21 protein-coding genes are annotated in these 19,779 nt (G+C 73.5%); 11 read left to right on the forward strand and 10 right to left on the reverse strand.

The window, feature by feature from the left end; all coding sequences use genetic code 11:
* The first annotated feature begins 55 nt into the window (after positions 1-55).
* The 4 genes from GA0070611_RS22970 (at position 56) to GA0070611_RS22985 (ending at position 4,440) form a co-directional block, all read left to right on the forward strand.
* Positions 56-685, forward strand: coding sequence for a septal ring lytic transglycosylase RlpA family protein (locus tag GA0070611_RS22970; protein WP_091667852.1), 630 nt, complete (start codon positions 56-58; stop codon positions 683-685).
* A gap of 100 nt (positions 686-785) precedes the next feature.
* On the forward strand, positions 786-1,913 hold the full coding sequence (locus tag GA0070611_RS22975; RefSeq protein ID WP_091667857.1) for a PP2C family protein-serine/threonine phosphatase: 1,128 nt from the start codon (positions 786-788) through the stop codon (positions 1,911-1,913).
* 139 nt (positions 1,914-2,052) lie between these two features.
* Entirely contained in the window at positions 2,053-3,909 is a 1,857-nt protein-coding gene (locus GA0070611_RS22980; RefSeq protein WP_091667861.1) for an acyl-CoA dehydrogenase, read from the forward strand.
* Between the two features lie 261 nt (positions 3,910-4,170).
* Entirely contained in the window at positions 4,171-4,440 is a 270-nt protein-coding gene (locus tag GA0070611_RS22985) for a DUF6458 family protein (protein ID WP_013283345.1), read from the forward strand.
* Between the two features lie 48 nt (positions 4,441-4,488).
* Here the strand turns inward: GA0070611_RS22985 and GA0070611_RS22990 are convergent, their stop codons facing one another.
* On the reverse strand, positions 4,489-5,025 hold the full coding sequence (locus GA0070611_RS22990) for a SixA phosphatase family protein (RefSeq protein WP_091667865.1): 537 nt from the start codon (positions 5,023-5,025) through the stop codon (positions 4,489-4,491).
* A 116-nt stretch (positions 5,026-5,141) separates the two neighbouring features.
* On the opposite strand from GA0070611_RS22990, the gene GA0070611_RS22995 reads away from it, so the two are divergent.
* Positions 5,142-5,429: a DUF6458 family protein gene (locus GA0070611_RS22995; protein WP_091667868.1), complete on the forward strand. Its 288-nt coding sequence runs from the start codon at positions 5,142-5,144 to the stop codon at positions 5,427-5,429.
* 61 nt (positions 5,430-5,490) lie between these two features.
* On the opposite strand, the gene trhA is transcribed toward GA0070611_RS22995, so the two are convergent.
* On the reverse strand, positions 5,491-6,168 hold the full coding sequence (trhA, locus tag GA0070611_RS23000) for a PAQR family membrane homeostasis protein TrhA (RefSeq protein ID WP_091673311.1): 678 nt from the start codon (positions 6,166-6,168) through the stop codon (positions 5,491-5,493).
* A gap of 83 nt (positions 6,169-6,251) precedes the next feature.
* Here trhA and GA0070611_RS23005 point away from each other — a divergent pair, with 83 nt between their 5' ends.
* From GA0070611_RS23005 to GA0070611_RS23015, 3 genes are read left to right on the forward strand one after another with little or no spacing between them, the layout of a single operon-like run.
* Positions 6,252-6,866, forward strand: a complete 615-nt coding sequence (locus GA0070611_RS23005) for a 5-oxoprolinase subunit B family protein (RefSeq protein ID WP_091667873.1) — start codon at positions 6,252-6,254, stop codon at positions 6,864-6,866.
* Entirely contained in the window at positions 6,764-7,732 is a 969-nt protein-coding gene (locus GA0070611_RS23010; protein WP_091667877.1) for a 5-oxoprolinase subunit C family protein, read from the forward strand. The genes GA0070611_RS23005 and GA0070611_RS23010 overlap by 103 nt, the downstream gene beginning before the upstream one ends.
* Entirely contained in the window at positions 7,716-8,465 is a 750-nt protein-coding gene (locus tag GA0070611_RS23015) for a LamB/YcsF family protein (protein WP_091667880.1), read from the forward strand. Before GA0070611_RS23010 ends, GA0070611_RS23015 begins: the two co-directional genes overlap by 17 nt.
* 38 nt (positions 8,466-8,503) lie before the next feature.
* Here GA0070611_RS23015 and GA0070611_RS23020 read toward each other — a convergent pair whose 3' ends face one another.
* Genes GA0070611_RS23020 through GA0070611_RS23025 form a run of 3 tightly spaced genes read right to left on the reverse strand, consistent with a single transcriptional unit; the run spans position 8,504 to position 10,932 of the window.
* On the reverse strand, positions 8,504-10,339 hold the full coding sequence (locus tag GA0070611_RS23020; protein ID WP_091667884.1) for an NHL domain-containing thioredoxin family protein: 1,836 nt from the start codon (positions 10,337-10,339) through the stop codon (positions 8,504-8,506).
* Between the two features lie 5 nt (positions 10,340-10,344).
* Complete coding sequence (locus tag GA0070611_RS32300) at positions 10,345-10,476, reverse strand: hypothetical protein (RefSeq protein WP_269456319.1); 132 nt, start codon at positions 10,474-10,476, stop codon at positions 10,345-10,347.
* A 6-nt stretch (positions 10,477-10,482) separates the two neighbouring features.
* Positions 10,483-10,932, reverse strand: coding sequence for a Maf family protein (locus GA0070611_RS23025; RefSeq protein WP_231921195.1), 450 nt, complete (start codon positions 10,930-10,932; stop codon positions 10,483-10,485).
* 112 nt (positions 10,933-11,044) lie between these two features.
* Between GA0070611_RS23025 and GA0070611_RS23030 the strand changes: the two genes are divergently transcribed.
* The 3 genes from GA0070611_RS23030 to GA0070611_RS23040 all read left to right on the forward strand — a co-directional run bounded on the left by GA0070611_RS23030 (position 11,045) and on the right by GA0070611_RS23040 (position 12,307).
* A complete protein-coding gene (locus GA0070611_RS23030; protein ID WP_091673317.1) occupies positions 11,045-11,791 on the forward strand; it encodes a helix-turn-helix domain-containing protein in 747 nt (248 codons plus the stop codon).
* Positions 11,779-11,973 (forward strand): DUF397 domain-containing protein, encoded by a 195-nt coding sequence (locus tag GA0070611_RS23035; protein ID WP_091667887.1) that lies wholly within the window; start codon positions 11,779-11,781, stop codon positions 11,971-11,973. The genes GA0070611_RS23030 and GA0070611_RS23035 overlap by 13 nt, the downstream gene beginning before the upstream one ends.
* 118 nt (positions 11,974-12,091) lie before the next feature.
* The gene (locus tag GA0070611_RS23040; RefSeq protein WP_091667894.1) at positions 12,092-12,307 is read left to right on the forward strand and encodes a hypothetical protein; all 216 of its coding nucleotides are present in this window, start codon (positions 12,092-12,094) and stop codon (positions 12,305-12,307) included.
* 78 nt (positions 12,308-12,385) lie between these two features.
* On the opposite strand, the gene GA0070611_RS23045 is transcribed toward GA0070611_RS23040, so the two are convergent.
* The 5 genes from GA0070611_RS23045 to pdhA form a co-directional block, all read right to left on the reverse strand.
* Entirely contained in the window at positions 12,386-15,415 is a 3,030-nt protein-coding gene (locus GA0070611_RS23045) for a hypothetical protein (protein WP_091667899.1), read from the reverse strand.
* A gap of 349 nt (positions 15,416-15,764) precedes the next feature.
* A complete protein-coding gene (locus tag GA0070611_RS31395) occupies positions 15,765-15,902 on the reverse strand; it encodes a hypothetical protein (RefSeq protein WP_167604462.1) in 138 nt (45 codons plus the stop codon).
* Between the two features lie 223 nt (positions 15,903-16,125).
* Positions 16,126-17,595 carry a dihydrolipoamide acetyltransferase family protein gene (locus tag GA0070611_RS23050; protein ID WP_197675779.1) on the reverse strand — a complete coding sequence of 490 codons (1,470 nt, stop codon included), beginning with the start codon at positions 17,593-17,595 and terminating at the stop codon, positions 16,126-16,128.
* Positions 17,592-18,581, reverse strand: coding sequence for an alpha-ketoacid dehydrogenase subunit beta (locus GA0070611_RS23055; RefSeq protein WP_091667905.1), 990 nt, complete (start codon positions 18,579-18,581; stop codon positions 17,592-17,594). Before GA0070611_RS23055 ends, GA0070611_RS23050 begins: the two co-directional genes overlap by 4 nt.
* Positions 18,581-19,759: a pyruvate dehydrogenase (acetyl-transferring) E1 component subunit alpha gene (gene pdhA / locus GA0070611_RS23060; protein ID WP_091667908.1), complete on the reverse strand. Its 1,179-nt coding sequence runs from the start codon at positions 19,757-19,759 to the stop codon at positions 18,581-18,583. The genes GA0070611_RS23055 and pdhA overlap by 1 nt, the downstream gene beginning before the upstream one ends.
* Between the last annotated feature and the right edge of the window lie 20 nt (positions 19,760-19,779).

The raw sequence follows: 19,779 nt of genomic DNA on the forward strand, positions 1-19,779 counted from the left end.
GTGCTTCTCTCGTTACGGTCCGAGCCGGTTTGCTCCACCGACGAAAGGACCGGGCGTGGCTGGTAGGCACTTCCGTACCCGCAAGTTCTCCTCGCCCGCCGGCATCGCCGCCACCGCGGCGGTCGGCGTGGTGCTCGCCGTCGGCGGCACCGTCGGCGCGGTCCAGCTGACCTCCGCCGAGCCCGCCGCCGAGCCGGCCGTCGCCGAGGCCCTGCCCAGCACCCTGGCCACCGGTTCGGCCTCCCCCACCGCCTCGCCGAGCGCGTCGCCCAGCCTCAGCCCCTCGCCGAAGGCCACCCCGAGCCCGAAGGTCACCCGCACCCAGGCGGCCTCCCGCAGCAAGACCCGCACGGCCGCGCCGAAGCCGACCGCGAAGAAGACCACCGCCACCCCGAAGGTCGTGGACAGCGGCTCCTGCGGCGCGTCCTTCTACGACGAGGGCCAGATGACCGCGAACGGGGAGACCTTCAACCCGGACGCGCTCACCGCCGCGAACAAGACGCTGCCGTTCGACACCCGGGTCCGGGTGACCAACCCGGCCAACGGCAAGTCGGTGATCGTCCGGATCAACGACCGGGGCCCGTACGTGGACGGTCGCTGCCTGGACCTGTCCCGGGCGGCCTTCGCGGCCATCGCCTCCACCAACCTCGGCGAGGTCGACGTGAAGTACGAGGTGCTCGGCTGACCGGGTGACCGGCGCCGGACGACCCCGGCCCGTCGTCGAAGTGGACAGAACTTCCACGGATGACGGGCCAGGATCGTTCTCCCCGGACCGCCCATCAGGCATGCTGTCCGGTGTACGTACGCAACCCTTCCAGTCGGGCCGCGGCCCGCTGAGCCCCGGAACCCGCGCCGGCATCGGCGCGGCCCTCGTGCTGCTCGCACTCGTCTCCGCGGTCGACCTGGCCGACGGTCGCCAGGCGCACTACGTGGCCCTGCTGGCGGCCGCCCCGGTCGTCGCGGCCGCGCTCACCTCGTGGCGGGTGGTCCTCGGCCTGGGGGTGCTGGCCACCGGGATCGGGGCCGGGTTCGCGCTCGCCGAGCGCACCGCCTCGCTGGTCACCGCGGTGAACGTGGCGGGGGTCGCCCTGGCCACCGCGGTCGCCGCGGCCGTGGCGGCGGTACGCCAACGGCAGGCGGAGCAGATCGTCGAGCTCACCCGCCTCGCCTCGGTCGCCCAGCAGGCCGTGCTCCGGCCGCTCGGACCGCAGGTCGGCACCCTGACCGTGGCCGCCCGCTACATCTCCTCCACGGCCACCGCCGAGATCGGTGGTGACCTGTACGAGGTGATGGACACCCCGTACGGCGTCCGCATGATCATCGGTGACGTACGCGGCAAGGGGCTGGACGCGGTCCGGCTGGCCAGCATCGTCCTCGGTTCGTACCGGCACGTCGCGTACGAGCGGCCGGACCTGCGGGCGGTGGTGACCGACCTGGACCGGGCGGTGGCCCGTAACGTGGGTGACGAGGACTTCGTCACCGCCGCGCTGGTCGAGGAGCGGGGCGGCACGCTCACCATCGTCAACTGCGGGCACCCGCCGCCGCTGCTGCTGCGCCGGGGCGCGGTGATCCCGCTGGAACCACCGGCGCCGGCACCCCCGCTGGGCTTCATGCCGGTGGTCCGGCCCCGGGTGGAGCGGCTCGAACCGGGCGATCGGTTGCTCCTCTTCACCGACGGGCTCGGCGAGGCCCGCCGGGACGGGGAGTTCTTCCCGACCGCCGACCGGGCCTGGCGGCTGCTCGGCCACGGCACGGTGGCCGACGGCCTCGCCTCGCTGGAGACCGCCCTGGTCGAGTGGGTGCACGGCCGGCTCGACGACGACATCGCCCTGGTGCTGATGGAGTACACCGGGCCGCGCAGCGACCTGACCGCCGCCGTGCCGAGCTGGGAGGTCGGCGCGGCCGAGGGCTGACGCCGCCGGGTCACGGTTCGGTGAACCGTGAGTGTGTAATCGCTGTCACTTCCGCAACCGGCTTGTCGTTGCCTACCGGTGAGTAATACAGTCGGGGTTACTGATCGGTAACACCTGTCCGGAAGCGGGGCCAGCGAGCATGACCCACTACAAGAGCAACCTTCGGGACCTCGAGTTCAACCTGTTCGAGGTCTTCGGGGCGGACCGGACGTTCGGCCAGGAGCCGTACACGGACCTGGACGTCGACACCGCCCGTAGCTTCCTCTCCGAGGTCGACCGCCTGGCCCGCGAGGACCTGGCCGCCAGCTACTCGGACAGCGACCGCAACCCGCCGGTCTTCGACCCGGCCACGCACACCGCGCCGCTGCCGGCGTCGTTCAAGAAGTCGTACCAGGCGTTCATGGACTCCGAGTTCTGGCGGCTGGACCTCCCCGAGGCGCTGGGCGGCACCAACGCCCCGCGCGCCCTGTGGTGGTCGCTGGCCGAGATGGTGCTCGGCGCGAACGCCCCGGTCTGGATGTACGCCTCCGGCCCCTCCTTCGCCCACGTGCTGCACGTCGAGGGCACCGAGGAGCAGAAGAAGTGGGCCAAGCTCTTCATCGACAAGCAGTGGGGCTCGACCATGGTGCTCACCGAGCCGGACGCCGGCTCGGACGTCGGCGCCGGTCGCACCCGGGCGATCCAGCAGCCCGACGGCTCCTGGCACATCGAGGGCGTCAAGCGCTTCATCACCTCGGGTGAGCACGACCTGAGCGACAACATCGTCCACTACGTGCTGGCCCGCCCGGTCGGCGTCGAGGGCGTCGGCGGCCCCGGCACCAAGGGGCTGTCCCTCTTCGTGGTGCCGAAGTTCCACTTCGACGCCGAGACCGGCGAGCTGGGCGAGCGCAACGGCGTCTACGCCACCAACGTCGAGCACAAGATGGGCCTGAAGGTCTCCAACACCTGCGAGGTGACCTTCGGCGAGCACGGCGTACCGGCCAAGGGCTGGCTGTTGGGCGAGAAGCACGACGGCATCCGGCAGATGTTCATGATCATCGAGTACGCCCGGATGATGGTGGGCACCAAGGCCATCGCCACCCTCTCCACCGGCTACCTGAACGCCCTGGAGTACGCCAAGAACCGGGTGCAGGGCGCCGACCTGGTCCAGCAGGCCGACAAGACCGCCCCGCGGGTGACCATCACCCACCACCCGGACGTGCGCCGCTCGCTGCTGATGCAGAAGTCGTACGCCGAGGGTCTGCGCGCGCTGGTCTGCTACACCGCCTCCTGGCAGGACAAGATCGCCATCGCCGAGGCGGCCGGTGACGAGAAGGCCACCAAGCTGGCCAAGCGGGTCAACGACCTGCTCCTGCCGCTGGTCAAGGGCGTCGGCTCGGAGCGGGCGTACGAGCTGCTCGGCCACGAGGCGCTGCAGACCTTCGGCGGCTCCGGCTTCCTCCAGGACTACCCGCTGGAGCAGTACGTCCGGGACGCCAAGATCGACACTCTGTACGAGGGCACCACCGCGATCCAGAGCCTGGACCTGATCTTCCGGAAGATCGTCCGGGACAACGGCAAGGCCCTGATGGCGGTCGCCGGTGAGATCCAGGAGCACATCACCTCCGAGGCGGGCAACGGCCAGCTCAAGGAGGAGCGGCAGGCGCTCGGCAAGGCGCTCGCCGAGATCCAGAACATCCTCGGCACGATGACCGGCTGGCTGGGCGAGGCCCAGGCCGGTGACGCCCGGGCGCTCTACAAGGTCGGCCTGAGCAGCCGTCGGTTCCTGCTCGCGATCGGTGACCTGGTGGTCGGCTGGCTGCTGCAGAAGCAGGCGGACGTGGCGCTGAAGGCGCTGGCCGGCGAGGTGTCGACGGCCGACAAGGCGTTCTACACCGGCAAGGTGGCCGCCGCCCGGTTCTTCGCCCGCGAGGTGCTGCCCCGCATCGGCGCCGACCGGCGGATCATCGAGGGCGCCGACCTGGAGATCATGGACCTCCCGGAAGAGGCCTTCTGATCCCGTTCACGACCCTGACGGCGGCCGGCGAGCATCTGCTCGCCGGCCGCCGCCGTCCCATCCCGCACCCCCTGCTCGCAACGTCGGGGAAGTTGCTGCCCCCTGCCACCCGGAGGCAGCAGCTTCCCCGACGTTGTCGGGATCGTCGGGCCGGCGAATTGGCGGGTGGGGCCGGGTAGGTGCGGCGCGCGGCGGGTAAGCGCTGGCCGGAGCTACGACAGGGCACGCCCAAGGGCCACCGCACGGGGGAGTGCAGCGCACATGGGCATTGGCAGCGCCATCTTTCTCATCGCGCTCGGCGCGATCATGACCTTCGCCATCCGGGCCAACGTCTGGTGGATCGACCTGCGCGCGGTCGGCTGGGTGTTCATCCTGGCCGGGCTGGGCGTACTGCTCACCACGCTCTGGTTCTGGCAGGACCGGCGCAAGCGGGCACGAACGCTGATCGTGGAGGAGAACCGGCTCTCCCACCCGACCGCGATGATGCCGCCGCCGCCCGACCCGCCGCCGCCCACCGCCCCGCCGTCCTGACGGACCCGGCCCACCGTCGCGCCGTTCCGCGCGCGGCGGTGCGGGCACTCAGCCGCGCGCGGTGTGGCGGTCGGTGAGCGGGGCGGTGCCGGGCGCGAGGGTGGCCCAGTCGGTGGTCGGACGGTGCACCGCCAGGTCGGTGGTGCGCAGTCCCTCCGGATCGGCCCGTTCCGGGTCGAGCAGCCCCGACAGCAGCGAGATGCCCGGGTTGTGCGCCACCAGCAGCACCGTGCCGGCGTCCGCCGGGACCGCCCGGAGCAGCGCCAGCAACTCCTCCGGCCGGGCCTCGTACGCGGCCGGCTCGTAACGCACCACCGGTGACGACCCCGTCGGACCCCCTTCCGGCGGGGATCCCGTCATGCCCAGCGCCACCCCGTGCCAGGTCTGCCGGGTGCGCCGGGCGGCCGAGCAGAGCACCACGTCCGGCAGCATGGTGTGCCGGGCCAGCCAGGCGCCGGCGGCCGCCGCGTCGGCGTGCCCGCGCGCGGTCAGCGGGCGCTCGGCGTCCGTGACGTCGCGGGACTGTTCGGCCTTGGCGTGCCGCAGCAGCACCAGTGTCCGCTCCCGGTTCCTGCCGTCCGTCATGGGCACAGCTTGCCTGATTGGCGATCGGAACGCCTGGGTAAGTCGATGGATGCCGCTACCTCATCCATGGCCGCGGCGGGTACGAAACGCCAGCAGGGACGCCAAGGAGGCCAGTCATGGGCATCGGTGCCAGCATCTTCCTCATCGCGCTCGGCGCGATCTTCGCGTTCGCCATCGACGCCAACCTGGGATGGCTGAACCTCAACGTCGTGGGCTGGGTGCTCATGCTCGCCGGCCTGGTGGGCCTGCTCACCACGCTCTACTTCTGGAACAACCGTCGCCGTACGGTGGTCGCCGCCCCGGTCCGGGAGCGCGTCGTCGCCCAGCCGGTCGTGCCGGTGCAGGACGACCGGATCGTGCGCGAGGAGGTCCGCGAGGTGCGCCGCCCCGGCTACCCCGCCTGACCCGCACAGACGTCGAGGGCCCCGCAACGGCGCGGGGCCCTCGAACTGTGTCCGGGACCGGTCAGGAGAAGAGCGCGAAGTAGATCGCGATGTGGTGGCAGATCGCCGCGATCAGGGTGCAGGCGTGGAAGAACTCGTGGTGGCCGAAGACCGTCGGCCACGGGTTGGGCCGGCGCAACGCGTAGAAGACCGCGCCGACGCTGTAGATCGCGCCGCCGACGGCCAGCAGCACCAGCGCGGTGACCCCGCCCTGGTGGAGGATCTGCGGCAGCATCGCCACCGAGACCCAGCCGAGCGCCAGGTAGAGCGGCGCGGAGACCCAGCGCGGCGCGTGCGGCCAGATCAGCTTGACCGCCACCCCGGCCAGCGCGCCGCCCCAGACCAGGCCCAGCATCAGCTCGGCCTGCCGGGTGCTGAGCAGCAGGGCGCAGAACGGGGTGTACGTGCCGGCGATGAACACGAAGATCATCGAATGGTCCATCCGGCGCATGATCTGGTAGCCCCGCTCCGACCAGACCCGACGGTGGTAGAGCGCGCTGGTGCCGAAGAGGCCGCAGACCGTCAGGCTGTAGATCAGGCAGCTGACCAGGGGTGCCCAGCCCGGACGGGTGGCCGCGATCGAGCACAGGACGATGCCGCAGACGAGCGCGACGAAGAACGCGTAGGTGTGCAGCCAGCCGCGCATCCGGGGTTTACCGATGTCGACCGGCTTGAGCCGAAGCGGTGCGGAGGTGGTCACGCCCATTAGGTTACGGCACCGTAGGTTACTTTCAAGTAGTGCCGACGGTCACGTCATCGGCCGCCGTCGGCGAAGATGGCGGGATGCGGATCCGGCCCGTCGGCGCGCACGCCCTGCTGCTCGACTGCGACGACCCCGGCCAGGTACAGGCGTGGCGCGCCGAGCTGTGGCGACGCCGGGACGCCGGGGACCTGACCGCCACCGAGATCGTCCCCGCCGCGGCCACCGTCCTGGTGGACGGCATACCCGACCCGGCGGCGACCGCCGCCCGGATCGCCGGCTGGACTCCCCGGGACACCGGCACCGGCCCGGGCGCCGCCGCCGAGGCCCGGGTGCCCACGGTGTACGACGGGGACGACCTGCCCGCCGTCGCCGGCCACTGGGGCATGACCGTGCCCGCCGTGGTCGACCTGCTGACGGGCACCGAGTTCCGAGTGGCGTTCTGCGGCTTCGCGCCCGGCTTCGGGTACCTCACCGGGCTGCCCGCCGCGCTGGCCGTGCCCCGGCTCGCCACCCCGCGTACCCGGGTGCCGGCCGGATCCGTCGCCCTCGCCGGCCCGTACGCGGGGATCTACCCGACCGCCTCACCCGGCGGATGGCTGCTGGTCGGGCGGACCGACCTGGTCCTCTTCGACCCGTACGCCGACCCGCCCGCCCGGCTCACCCCCGGCACCCGGGTCCGGTTGGTCGCCCGGTGACCGCCGGCGTGATCGAGGTGCTCCGCGCCGGGGCCCTCACCACCGTGCAGGACCAGGGCCGGCCCGGGCATGCGCATCTCGGCGTGCCCCGCTCCGGCGCGCTCGACCCGGCCGCCCTGCGGCTGGCCAACCGGCTCGTCGGCAACCCGGAGACCGCCGCCGGCCTGGAGATCACCCTCACCGGCTGCGCGCTGCGGTTCACCCGGGCAGTCACCGTGGCGCTCACCGGCGCGCCGGTCGACGTCCGGGTCGAGGCAGGACCGGCCCGGCCCGGGGACGTGGGGCGGCCGATCTCGCTGCCCGCCGGGGCGGTCCTGCGCGTCGGTCCGGCGCGCTCCGGGCTGCGCAGCTGGCTCGCGGTGGGCGGCGGGATCGCGGTCGAGCCGGTGCTCGGCAGCCGCGCCACCGACACCCTCTCCGGGCTCGGTCCGCCCCCGGTACGCGACGGCGACCGGTTGCCCGTCGGCCCTCCCGTCGGGCCGCCCGCCCCGGTGGACCTCGTCGTCTGCGCCCCGGTACCCGACCGGCTCGGGCTGGCGCTGCGCCTCGGCCCCCGGCACGACTGGTTCACCGACGCCGCGCTCGACCTGCTCCTCGGCACCCCGTACGCGATCAGCCCGGCGAGCAACCGGGTCGGCGCGCGCCTGGTCGGCGCGGCGCTGCCCCGCGCGGTCGCCGGCGAGCTGCCCAGCGAGGGCCTGGTCCTCGGCGCGGTGCAGGTGCCGCCCGACGGCCAACCGTTGATCTTCCTGGCCGACCACCCCACCACCGGCGGATACCCGGTCGTCGGGGTGGTGGACGACGTGACCCCGCTCGCGCAGGCCCGGCCAGGGACTACGGTGACGTTCCATGGACCTCAACGCTGACCTCGGCGAGGGCTTCGGCATCTGGCGGCTCGGTGACGACGAGGCGCTGCTGGACCTGATCAGCTCCGCCAACGTCGCCTGCGGCTTCCACGCCGGTGACCCGTCGACCATGCACCGGGTCTGTGCCGCGGCGGCGGACCGGGGGGTCGCCGTGGGCGCCCAGGTCGGCTACCGCGACCTCGCCGGCTTCGGCCGGCGGCACATCGCGTACGACTTCGCCGAACTCCGCGACGAGACGATCTACCAGCTCGGCGCGCTGGACGCCTTCTGCCGGCTGTTCCGCACCCGGGTCCGCTACCTCAAGCCGCACGGCGCGCTCTACCACGCGGCGGCCTGCGACGAGGCCCAGGCCGCCGCGCTGGTCGCCGCCGTCAGCGGGTACGACCACGAGCTGCCGCTGCTCTGCCCACCCGGCTCGGTCCTCGCCCAGCTCGCCACCGGCGCGGGCCTGCGGGTGGTGGCCGAGGGCTTCGCCGACCGCAACTACCTGCCCAACGGCAGCCTGGTGCCGCGCACCGCCGCGAACGCGCTGGTCACCGATCCTGAGGAGGTGGCCGTCCGGGCCGTCCGGATGGCCACCGAGCGGACCGTCGTCGCCGTCGACGGCAGCGTGGTGCCGTGTCAGGTCGAGTCGATCTGCCTGCACGGGGACACCCCGGGGGCGGTGCGCTGCGCCGAACTGGTCCGCGCCGCGCTGCTCGACGCGGGCGTCACGCCCACCCCGTTCGCCTGACCCCGGCGCAACCCTCGTCCATCTGAGGCTGACCCTGCTCAGGCCTCGTCCATGCCGCGTAGGATGAGCGGGAGGCGGCTGACGCCCCCGTCGACCACCCGGATCGGGACGCCCCAGTCCTGCCGGGTGAGGTGGCATGCGGCGTGCTCCACGTCGGCGTCGCAGGTGGCCGCCTGGGCGGTCACCTGGAGCACGCCCTGGGCCACCGTGCCGTTGACCACCAGGCGGCGGGACAGGTCGGTGGTCGTCCCCGCCCCCTCGCGCAGCAGCTCCGGCGGGGACGCCGAGACCACCAGCCGGGTCGACGGCCCGTACGTCTCGTCCAGCTTCTGCCCCGGCGCGGGCGTGAAGATCACGTCGAGGGTCAGCTCGCCGGCCGCCACGTCGGTCGGCTTCCGCTCCAGCTTGTGCCGGGGCCCGTCCACGGTGCTCGCCCCGGCCGCCGTCAACGCGCCCGGCGCGAGCCGGGTGAGCCGGTGCGCGGCGGACTCCACCACCAGCACCGCGCCCTCGGCCGTCAGCACCAGGTCGCTCGGCTCGGCCAGCCCGTCCGCCACCGTGCCGACCTGCCCGGTCGCCGGGTCGAACCGGCGGACCGCCCCGTTGTACGTGTCGGCGACCAGCACCGAGCCGTCGGGCAGCGCGCACACCCCGAGCGGGTGCTGGAGCAGCGCCCGGTCCGCCGGCCCGTCCACGTGGCCGAAGTCGAAGAGGCCCTGACCGGCCGCGGTGTGCATGACCCCGTCCTCGACGTACCGCACGGCGCTGGTCTCGCTGTCGGCGATCCAGAGCCGGCTGCCGTCGGTGGCGACGGAGAGGCCGGAGGGCTGCGCCATCCAGACGTCCGGCAGCGGCCCGTCGCGCAGCGCCTCGACGGTGGTGCCGGCGTACATGCCGGTGGTCCGCTTGATCGGGTCGAACCACCAGAGCTGGTGGATGCCGGCCATCGCGACGACGACCTTGTCGTCGTACCAGGCGACGTCCCACGGGGAGGAGAGGTCGACCGAGGTCGCGTCGTGCGCGTGGTCGTCGACCGTCGCGCGCCACTGCCGGCCGGTGCCGGCGACGGTGACCACCTCGCCGGTCTCCAGCCGTACGCCGCGCAGCAGGTGGTTGACGGTGTCCGCGACCACCACGTCGTACCCGGCCACCTCGGCGACGTGCGGGGGCAGCAGGCAGAGGCCCTGCGGCTCGGAGAACGTGGCGGCCTCGGCCGGACCGTCGGCGTGGCCCCGGGTGCCCGCGCCGATCCGGCGGACCACCCGCTCGCCGTCCGGGGCCAGCTCGACCAGGGAGTGCCGGGCCGAGTCGGAGACCAGCAGGTTGCCGCCGTCGAGCACCACGGCCTTGCCGGGGAAGCGCAGCGTGGTCGCGGGCTCCGCCGGGGGTACGTACGGGCCGTCGCCCCGGTGCAGGGTGCCCTTCGCCTCGTGGGTGGCGACCAGGTCGTCGATCAGCCGGGCCAGCCCTTCGGCGTGTCCCTCGCCGGCCATCGTGGCGACCACGTAGCCCTCGGGGTCGACCACCGCCAGGGTCGGCCAGGCCTTCGCCGCGTACTGCTGCCACATGTCCAGCTCGTGATCGTCGAGCACCGGGTGATGCACGCCGTACCGCTCGACGGCGGCGGCGAGGGCGTCCGGGTCCTTCTCGTGCTCGAACTTGGGCGAGTGCACGCCGATGACCACCAGCACGTCGCCGTAGCGCTCCTCCAGCGGGCGCAGCTCGTCCAGCACGTGCAGGCAGTTGATGCAGCAGAAGGTCCAGAAGTCCAGCAAGACGATCTTGCCCCGCAGGTCGGCCAGGGTGACCGTCTTCCCGCCGGTGTTCAGCCAGGACCGACCCCGCAGCTCCGGGGCGCGTACGCGTGCGCTCATACCGTTCAGCCTGCCACGGAGCCGGTGCGGGCGGTCCCGGGGTGGGCGTCGCGCCGGCCGGCCCGCCGGCCCGGACGGGCGACGTGCGGGGCGGCGGGCCGGGTCAGGGACAGCAGGTCGCCCGGGGCGGAACGCACCGGACCTCACCGCAGCCTCAGCGCCACCGCGCGGGCCTCCGCCTCGGTCAGTGGCAGGAACCACAGGAAACGCCGCACGATCGCCACCGGATCGGGGCCGCCGGGCCGGCCCCGCAGGTCGCGGATCGCCCGTCGGGTGATCCGGGAGAACTCGGGGATCAGCGTGGCCCGTCGGGCGGCGTCGGTCGGCACGGCGCGCAGCGCCGGACAGGGCCAGTCGTCGCCGCAGGCGTCGCAGGTCCAGGCCGGCCCGGTGGCGGTGTGCGCGGCGATCGGGACGGGGTGCGGCCGGGCTGCCCAGCGGGACGCGGGGGCGAGGTTCCCGGCGATCCGGCCGGGACCCCGGTACGGCGGGATGAAGGGGCCGACCGGTCCGGGGACGACGGGCCGGGCCGGCGGCGACGGGGTCTTCGGCGGCGCGGGCCGGGTGGACGGCTTCGGCTTCTCCTCGGGCATTCCGTTCCTTTCTCAGCCGGTATGCCGAGTACTTTGCCGAGGGTTGCGGACCAGTAACACCGCGTAGCAATGTGTACCGGGGATGTTCGGGACGTTCGAGCGAGGAGCCGGGATGAACCGATCGGTACAGCGTGCGATGGTCGCGGCTGGCCAGACTGCCGAGAGCCTTGCAGCTCAGGTCGGTGTTGATCCCAAGACTGCGGCGAGATGGGTCACCCAGGGCCGCATCCCGCAGACCCGGCACCGTGCCCAGGTTGCCGAGATTCTGGGCAAGGACATTGAGGACCTTTGGCCGGATGCGCTGAGAAGACGCGAGCCGACATGGTTCCGGCCCTGGGCGGAGATCGAGCGCGAGGCAACGGGCCTCAGATGGTTCGAGAATGCGGTTCTTTCCGGTCTCCTTCAAACGGCCGAGTACGCCCGCGCAGTGCTCGCGAGCGGTCCGCTCGCCGCCGACGCGGAGGACTTCGTCGAGGCCCGGCTGAGCCGGCAGGCTGCTGTCCTCGGCCGTCCCCGTCCACCGCTGCTGGTCTTCGTCGTGGACGAGGCGGCACTTCGGCGCGGGCCGGCGGAGGTCATGCGCCCCCAGCTGGACCATCTGGTGGAACTCGCTCAGCGGCCGAACGTGCTGTTCCACGTCCTACCGCTGCGGGCCGGTCTGCACCCAGGCCAGGCCGGACCGTTCATCATCGCCAGCACGACCGATCGCGAGGAGGTCGGGTATCTCGACGACCAGGCTGCAGGGCGCATCACTAATGACGTTGCCTCGCTCTGGGCCGTCTGGGATACCGTGAGATCGGTCGCGCTCCCGCGTGACCAGTCCATCGACCTCCTGAGAGACCGATCATGGCTGAGCTGACCGGCGCGCGGTGGCGCAAGAGCACCCGAAGCAGCTCGAACGGTGGCGCGTGTGTCGAGGTGGCCGACAATCTGCCCGGTGTTGTCGGCGTACGCGATTCGAAGGATCCTGCCGGGCCGGCGTTGGCCTTCACCCCGACCGCCTGGCGGGCGTTCGTCGCCCAGCTCGCCGACCGGGCCTGATCCCGCGCCCGACGCGAGCACCCCGCACCCCTCTCGGTTCCGGTCGCCTTTTGTCAGGCGGCGAGCCATCGGGCACTGAGGGCGGCGGCAGCAGTCGATGTGTTCCTAGACTGCCGCGATGTTCTCCAGAGCGAACCCTTCGGACCCGTCGGCACCACCGGGTGCCCTGATCGGCGTCGTCGGTACGGTTGCGGCGATCGCCGGAGCGTTGATCCTCATCCTCAAGGGCGGCATCGGTGCCGTGTTCGTCATCGGCGGGCTGCTGCTCCGGATCGAGTCCGCGATCAGGGGCACGAGCCGTCCGAGTAGTACTCCAGAGGACGGGCCGGCCTGATCGGGGCACGCGGGCTGACCCGAGCGGAACGTACGACGGCGGGGCCACGGAAACCGTGACCCCGCCGTCGGGTACGTGCTACTTGGTGACCGGCTTCAGGCAGTACACCTGGGTGCCGCGCGTCACGGTGGGCTGTGTCGGGTCCGGGCACTTGTCCTTGTTGTCCACCTTCGACACGACGGTGAACGCGCCCGGCTCACAGGCGACCTCCGCCGGGCCGCTGTCGGCCTGCTTGACGCAGGCGCCGACCGCCGGGTTGAACGGGGCGGGCTTCTTGGTGTCGTCGTCGCCGCCGAGCTTGCCGAGCAGGGCGAGCAGGCCGAGCGGGACGGTGAGGATCAGTGCCGCGACGATCAGCACCAGAATCAGCACCTTGCCGTTGCGCACCTTCGGCGCGGGCGCCTCGGTCTTCGGCTCGGCCTCCGGCTTGAACTGGTCGAAGCGGCCCTGCTCCTGGTCCCCGGCCGGGCCCTGCTGCCAGGCCGGCGGGGCCTGCTGGGGCGGCGGCGGGAAAGCGGGCGGGAAACCACCCGGCTCCTGACCCGGTACGGCGACCGAGGCCCGTCCACTCCCCGGGCCGCCGAACGGCTCGTGCTGGCCCGGCCCGCCGAACTGGTCCTGGCGACCGCCGAACGGGTCGTGCTGGTTCGGACCGCCGAACTGGTCCCGGTGGCCGCCGAACGGGTCGTGCTGGTCTCGCTGCCCGTCGAACCGGTCGTGCTGCTCCGGCCCACCGAACTGGTCGTGCTGCCCGCCGGGGCCACCGAACTGGTCCTGGTGGCCACCCGGGCCACCGAACTGGTCGTGCTGACCACCCGGGCCGCCGAACTGACCCGGCTGTGCGCCCGGGCCACCGTAGTGGCCGGACTGTCCGCCCGGGCCGCCGAACGGCTCACGCTGGCCGCCGGGGCCGCCGAACGCGTCCGCCGGCATGCCGAACGGGTCGCCGGTGCGCTCACCGCTCTGCGGGTGCACCCCGTTGACCGGGCGGTCGTTGCCGGCCGGGTCGGCGAAGGACGGCACCCCCGGCGGGAACGGCGGCGGAGCGGCCGGTGACGACGGCGGGGCCGACGACACCGGGGGCGCCTCGGCGAAGCCGTTGGGGGCGTCCATCCTGGACTGCGAACCGTGCTCGTCGTGCGGTCCGAAGCCGTCCGGGCCGTCCTGCCCGGGGGTCTCCTCGGACTCCGGCCGGGTGGGGCGGCCGTAGACCCGGGGCTGCGGGGCAGACCCGCCGGAGCCGGGCAGCGGCTGGTCGGTCGGGGGCATCACCCGGCTGGCCGTCGGCACCGACGCGCTGGCGGAGACCGCTCTGTCCGGGGTGGACTCGGGGGAGGTACGCGGTCCGGGCACCACCGGGCCGGCCGGGGACTGCGGCTCCTCATGGGACGGCTCGGCCGTACCCCAGCCACCGGCGGCCCGCTCCGGCTCGTACGCCTGCGGTTCGCGCTCGGCCGGCGGCGCGTAGTCGGCGGGCGGCGCGGCGGCCAGGGCGGCCCCCGGTACCCGCTGCTCCTGCGGCGGCAGCGGTACGGCGTTCGCCGGGGAGATCCCCGGGCCCGGCGCGGGCTGGTAGGCCGGCTCGCCCTCGGCGGCGCGGCCCCACGCCTCGCCGGGGGCCCACGGTGCGGCCTCCGGGACGGCGGGACGCTGCCCGGAGGTCCACTGTGCCGGGTTGTCCTGGTTGTCCTGGTTGTCGGCCCAGGCGGGCGCGGTATCCGCAGCCGGCACCGAGGCGCTGGCCCTGGCGGGCGGCTCGGCCTGCGCCCAGCCGCCGGTCTCGGGCCGGTCGTCCCCGGTCGGGGCGGCGGCCCAGTCGGGCTGTGCCGCCTCGTCCTGGTCGCGTTGCTGCGGCACGGCGGCGGCGCCGCTCCAGGCGGCGGCGGGACGCTGCTCGCCCGGCGCGCCCCAGGCGGGCTGCTGCGGGGCGTCGGCCGGCGCGGCGGCGCGGCCTGCGGCCCAGCCACCGGACCGGTCCGGGTCCTCGTCGCGCGGCGCGGCCCAGCCACCGGAGCGGTTCGGGTCGTCCTGCGGGCCGCCGGGGGCGGCGGCCTCGTCGGCCTGCCAGCCACCGGAGCGGTTCGGGTCGTCCTGCCGGCCGGCCCAGGCGTTGTCGCCCTGGCCGGGCACCGGGACCTTGGCGGCGGCCCGGGCGGGCGGCGCGGCCGGTGCGGCCCAGGCGGGGGCCGGCTCGCCGGGCTGGCCCCAGGCCGGCTGCTCGTCCTGCTGCGGCGTGCCCCAGCCGCCGGAGCGGTTCGGGTCGTCCTGCTGCGGCGCGGCCTGGCCGTTCCAGCCGCCGGACCGGTTCGGGTCGTCCTGCGGCGCGGCGGCCTGGCCGTTCCAGCCGCCGGAGCGGTTCGGGTCGTCGTGCGGCTGCGTGCCGGCCCCGACGGACCAGCCGCCGGAGCGGTCTTCCTGCTGGCCGGCGTGCCAGTCGGCCCGGCCGGCGTCGGCGTCCTGCTGCGGCGTGCCCCAACCGCCGGAGCGGTTCGGGTCGTCGTGCTGCGGTGCGGCCTGGCCGGCCCAGCCGCCGGAGCGGTTCGGGTCGTCCTGCTGCGGGGCGCCACCCCAGGACTCGTTCGGCACGGTGGCGGGGGCGGGCACCTGCGCGGCGCCCCGGGCGGCCGGCTCGGCCGGCTGGCCCCAGGCGGGCTGCTCGCCGTGCGTGGCGGCCTGCGGCGCGGCGGCTCCCCAGGCGGGGGCGTCCGCGTCGGCGGGCGGGCCCCAGGAGGGCGGCGACGGCTCACCGGGCGGCGTCGCGGCGGCGGCGCCCCAGGCCGGCGGGTGCTGCTCGGCACCCCAGGCCGGCTGCGGTGCGCCGTTCCAACCGCCCGGCTCGGCCGGTGCCGGCACCTGGGCGGAGCCCCGGTTGGCCGGCTGGCCGCCCTGCGCCGCCCAGGGGGCGGGCTGCTCTTCCTGGGCCGCCCAGGCGGGGGCGGACGGCGCGGGTCGACCGGCCGGCGGGGGCGGGGCCCAGCCGAGGTCGGGAGCGCCTGGGTACCCGTTGTCCTGCGGGGCGGGGCGGTCGCCGTACGGCACCGGTCCACCGGCGCCCGGCGACACCTCGCCCGGCTCCTGGCCAGGGCGGTGCGGGGCCTCGGACGTCATGGGTGCGCCTCCTCCATCACATGTCGGCCACCGATGCCGATCGGGGACCGGTCGGCATGGTCGCCGGCGTTGCCGGCGGGTACCGGCCGTGCGGGCTCCCCGCACCGTATCCGGTGGCCGCCCGGAAGCGGTCGCGGGAGCACCGGCCGTCACACACCGTGGCCGGACGCTGTCGTTCGGTTCTCGTCGTCGTACTCGGACCGGGGCGGGCGGGTGGCGACCGAGCCCCACCGTACCGGGCGGTGCGGCGAGGTGGAATCCCGGTGCCAATCGACGTGAAACGCCGAAGACCCGCCCGGGTGACCGGGCGGGTCTTCGAACTGGAGGAGGTGAGGAAAGTAGCGGGGCGTCAGCTGATGTGACGCTGGGCGATGGCGAGAAGCTCCTCGCGGACCGCGGGCGAGTTGGCGGAACGCAGCGCGTGCTCGATGGCGCGGGCGCGGCGGTTGGCGTCGCGGCGGGTGCGGATTCGCTCGATCATGCTCATCTCGGGTCTCTCCTCCTGGCTATTCGGTTGTCAGCCCCTTGATGTCTCTATTCAACCGCAGAACGCCGCCAACTTCCATCGATTATTAGGTGAGCTGAACCACGTACCTAAGGATCGTAGGTCTACAGGCCTCCGCGCCGACGAATCTGACCCCCAATGGCAACGGCCGGTGTGCCGGGTGTTCACCCGATGCACACCGGCCGTCGCCGGAACGGTGGGACCGTCAGGTCCAGGCGAGCAGCGCCGCCTCCGGATCGGCGAGGAACTCGCCGACGTCGCGCAGGAACTTCGAGCCCAGCTCACCGTCGATGATCCGGTGGTCGAACGAGAGGCCCAGGGTGGTGACCAGGCGCGGCTTGACCTTGCCCTTGTGCACCCACGGCATCTCCCGTACGGCGCCGAAGGCCAGGATGGCCGACTCGCCCGGGGGCAGGATCGGCGTACCGGTGTCGACCCCGAAGACGCCGACGTTGGTGATGGTCAGCGTGCCGCCGGACATGTCGGCCGGCGAGGTCTTCCCGGTCTTCGCGGTCTGCACCAGCGCCGTCATCGCGTCCGCCAGCTCGCGCAGCGAGAGCCGGCCGGCGTCCTTGATGTTCGGCACGATCAGGCCCCGCTCGGTGGCCGCCGCGATGCCCAGGTTGACGTACTCCTTGACCACGATCTCGTCGCCGGCCCAGCTGGAGTTGACCATCGGGTACCGCTTGACCGCCAGGAGCACCGCCTTGGCCACCAGCAGCAGCGGCGAGACACGGACGTCCCGCCACTCGCGCCGCTCGCGCAGCCGGTCCAGGGCCTTCATCGCCCGGGTCACGTCCACGGTCAGGAACTCCGTGACGTGCGGGGCGGTGAACGCCGACCGGGACATGTTCTCGGCGGTGAGCTTGCGTACCCCCTTGACCGGGATGCGCTGCTCGCGGTCCGCGCCGAAGCTCGCGGCCGCCGGGGCCGCCGCCGTGACCGTCAGCGGCTCGGCCGCCGCCGGGGTCCCGCTCGCCGCCCGCTGTACGTCCTCCCGGGTGATCGAGCCCAGCGGGCCCGAGCCGGTCAGCGCGGCGAGGTCGACGCCGAGATCCTTGGCGAGCTTGCGCACCGGCGGCTTGGCCAGCACCAGGCCACCGGCCCGGCCGTTGCCGTCGACCGCCGGCGCGGGCGGCACCGGGGCGACCGGGGCCGGGGCGGCCTGCACCGGCGCGGCCGTGGCCGTGGCCTGGGCCGGCACCGCGCCCTTGCGCGGGCGACGCTTCGCCGCGGTGGTCCGCGGGCCGTAACCGACCAGCACGGCGGTACGCCCACCCGGGGCGGCCCCGCCGATCAGACCCGGCTCGACCATGCCCTCCTCGGGCGCGATCTCGACCGCGGCCAGCGAGGCGGCCGACGGGGTCGGCAGCTCGCTCGCGGGCGTGCCGGTCGTCGACTCCTCGATCGGCCCGGCACCCGGGTCGGTGTCGATCGCGATGATCGGGGCGCCGACCTCGACGGTGGCACCCTCCGGCTGGAAGATCGACTGCACCTGGCCGGCCCACTTCGCCGGGATCTCGACCGCCGCCTTGGCGGTCTCCACCTCGACGATGGGCTGGTTCAGCTCGATGACGTCGCCCACCTTGACCAGCCAGGCGAGGATCTCGCCCTCGGTCAGGCCCTCACCCAGGTCGGGGAGGTTGAACGTCTTGATCCGTGACATGTCGCTCACCAGCCGAAGGTGCGGTCGACGGCGTCGAGCACCCGGTCGAGGTCGGGCAGGTACTCCTCCTCCACCCGGGCGGCCGGGTAGGGGGTGTCGAAGCCGGTCACCCGCAGCACCGGGGACTCCAGGGAGTAGAAGCACTCCTCGGTGATCCGGGCCGCGATCTCCGAGCCCAGACCCAGGTTGCCCGGGGCCTCGTGGACGACCACGCAACGGCCGGTGCGCCTGACCGACTCGTACGCGGCGGTCAGGTCCAGCGGGGAGAGCGTGCGCAGGTCGATGACCTCCAGCTCCCGGCCGTCCTCGGCGGCGGCGGTGGCCGCGTCCAGGGCGGTGCGGACCATCGGGCCGTACGCCAGCACGGTCGCGTCCGTGCCGGCGCGGGCCACCCGGGCCGAGTGCAGCGGGTACGCGTCGGCGAGCGGGGCGTCCAGCTCGACCGGGCCCTTCTCCCAGTAGCGCCGCTTCGGCTCCAGGAAGACGATCGGGTCGTCCGAGGCGATGGCCTGCTGGATCATCGAGTACGCGTCCTGCGGGTTGGCGCAGGTGACGACCTTCAGGCCGGCGGTGTGCGCGAAGTACGCCTCGGGCGACTCCGAGTGGTGCTCGACCGCGCCGATGCCGCCGCCGTAGGGGATCCGGATCACCATCGGGATCCGCACCTTGCCCTGCGAGCGGTAGTGCATCTTCGCCACCTGCGACACGATCTGGTCGTACGCCGGGTAGACGAAGCCGTCGAACTGGATCTCGCAGACCGGCCGGAAGCCGCGGATGGCCAGGCCGACCGCGGTGCCGATGATGCCGGACTCGGCCAGCGGGGTGTCGATCACCCGCTGGTCGCCGAAGTCCTTCTGGAGGCCGTCGGTGATCCGGAAGACGCCGCCGAGCTTGCCGACGTCCTCGCCCATGATGACGACCTTCGGGTCGTTCTCCAGGGCCCGGCGCAGGCCGGTGTTGAGGGCCTTGCCGAGGGTGAGCGTCTCCGTGGCCATCAGTGCGCGCTCCCCTCGAACGACTCCATGTACTTGCTGAACTGGGCCCGCTGCTCGTCGAGTTCCGGCGAGCCGTTGGGGTAGACGTGGTCGAACATGCTGACCGGCTGCGGGTCGGGCATGTTGAGCACCCGCTCGCGCAGGTGCACCGACTCGGTGCGGGCCTGCTCGTCGACCTCGGCGAAGAACGACTCGTCGACGATCTGCTGCCTGGTCAGGAACGCCTTCATCCGGGCGATCGGGTCCTTGGCCTGCCAGGCCTCGACCTCGCTGGCGATCCGGTACCGGGTCGGGTCGTCGGACGTGGTGTGCGCGCCCATCCGGTAGGTGTACGCCTCGATCAGGCTCGGGCCCTGGCCGTGCCGCGCGTTGTCCAGCGCGTGCCGGGTCACCGCGTACGAGGCGAGCACGTCGTTGCCGTCCACCCGGACGCCGGGGAAGCCGAAGCCGCCCGCCCGCCGGTACAGCGGGACGCGGGTCTGCCGCTCCAGCGGCTCGGAGATGGCGTACTGGTTGTTCTGGCAGAAGAACACCAGCGGGGCGTTGAAGACGCTGGCCCAGACGAAGGACTCGTTGACGTCACCCTGGCTGGTGGCGCCGTCGCCGAAGTAGGCGATCACCGCCTCGCCGTCCTCGGTGCCGGTCTTGCCGTCCATCGCGACGCCCATGGCGTACCCGGTCGCGTGCAGGGTCTGCGCCCCGATGACGATCGTGTACATGTTGAACTTGAACTCGTTCGGGTCCCAGCCGCCCTGGTCGACGCCGCGGAACAGGCCGAGCGGCATGATCGGGTCGATGCCCCGGCAGTACAGGACGCCGTGCTCCCGGTAGGTCGGGAAGGCCATGTCCTGCGCGCGCAGTGCCCGGCCGGAGCCGACCTGCGCGGCCTCCTGGCCCAGCAGGCTGGCCCAGAGGCCCAGCTCGCCCTGGCGCTGGAGCGCCGTGGCCTCGGCGTCGAGCTTGCGGACCAGCACGAGGTCGCGGTAGAGCCCGCGGTACTCCTCGTCGGTGAAGTCCACGCGGTACTCGGTCCCGTCCGGGCCGAGCGCGCTCTCGATCCGCTCGCCCTCGGGGGTGAGCAGCTGTACGAGTTCCGGTTCGCCCGCCACGGCGGCGCGCTTGGTACGGGGTGCCGCCCGCCTGCCGCGGCTGGCGGTCCCGGGGTCGCCCTTTGCCATCCGTCTCTCCCTGTCTGGTC

The sequence above is a fragment of the Micromonospora auratinigra genome, from assembly GCF_900089595.1.
Lineage (GTDB): Bacteria > Actinomycetota > Actinomycetes > Mycobacteriales > Micromonosporaceae > Micromonospora > Micromonospora auratinigra.

Bases quoted from the DNA above. Each gene is read 5' to 3' on its own strand.
- GA0070611_RS23010 (WP_091667877.1), top strand. From the start codon at position 6,764: ATGGCTGCTGGTCGGGCGGACCGACCTGGTCCTCTTCGACCCGTACGC.
- GA0070611_RS23020 (WP_091667884.1), bottom strand. From the start codon at position 10,339: ATGAGCGCACGCGTACGCGCCCCGGAGCTGCGGGGTCGGTCCTGGCTG.
- GA0070611_RS22985 (WP_013283345.1), top strand. From the start codon at position 4,171: ATGGGCATTGGCAGCGCCATCTTTCTCATCGCGCTCGGCGCGATCATG.
- GA0070611_RS23015 (WP_091667880.1), top strand. From the start codon at position 7,716: ATGGACCTCAACGCTGACCTCGGCGAGGGCTTCGGCATCTGGCGGCTC.
- GA0070611_RS22975 (WP_091667857.1), top strand. From the start codon at position 786: ATGCTGTCCGGTGTACGTACGCAACCCTTCCAGTCGGGCCGCGGCCCG.
- GA0070611_RS23045 (WP_091667899.1), bottom strand. From the start codon at position 15,415: ATGACGTCCGAGGCCCCGCACCGCCCTGGCCAGGAGCCGGGCGAGGTG.
- GA0070611_RS23040 (WP_091667894.1), top strand. From the start codon at position 12,092: ATGTTCTCCAGAGCGAACCCTTCGGACCCGTCGGCACCACCGGGTGCC.
- GA0070611_RS22995 (WP_091667868.1), top strand. From the start codon at position 5,142: ATGGGCATCGGTGCCAGCATCTTCCTCATCGCGCTCGGCGCGATCTTC.
- GA0070611_RS23030 (WP_091673317.1), top strand. From the start codon at position 11,045: ATGAACCGATCGGTACAGCGTGCGATGGTCGCGGCTGGCCAGACTGCC.
- GA0070611_RS23055 (WP_091667905.1), bottom strand. From the start codon at position 18,581: ATGGCCACGGAGACGCTCACCCTCGGCAAGGCCCTCAACACCGGCCTG.
- GA0070611_RS23005 (WP_091667873.1), top strand. From the start codon at position 6,252: ATGCGGATCCGGCCCGTCGGCGCGCACGCCCTGCTGCTCGACTGCGAC.
- GA0070611_RS31395 (WP_167604462.1), bottom strand. From the start codon at position 15,902: ATGAGCATGATCGAGCGAATCCGCACCCGCCGCGACGCCAACCGCCGC.
- GA0070611_RS22990 (WP_091667865.1), bottom strand. From the start codon at position 5,025: ATGACGGACGGCAGGAACCGGGAGCGGACACTGGTGCTGCTGCGGCAC.
- pdhA (WP_091667908.1), bottom strand. From the start codon at position 19,759: ATGGCAAAGGGCGACCCCGGGACCGCCAGCCGCGGCAGGCGGGCGGCA.
- GA0070611_RS22980 (WP_091667861.1), top strand. From the start codon at position 2,053: ATGACCCACTACAAGAGCAACCTTCGGGACCTCGAGTTCAACCTGTTC.
- GA0070611_RS23025 (WP_231921195.1), bottom strand. From the start codon at position 10,932: ATGCCCGAGGAGAAGCCGAAGCCGTCCACCCGGCCCGCGCCGCCGAAG.
- GA0070611_RS23035 (WP_091667887.1), top strand. From the start codon at position 11,779: ATGGCTGAGCTGACCGGCGCGCGGTGGCGCAAGAGCACCCGAAGCAGC.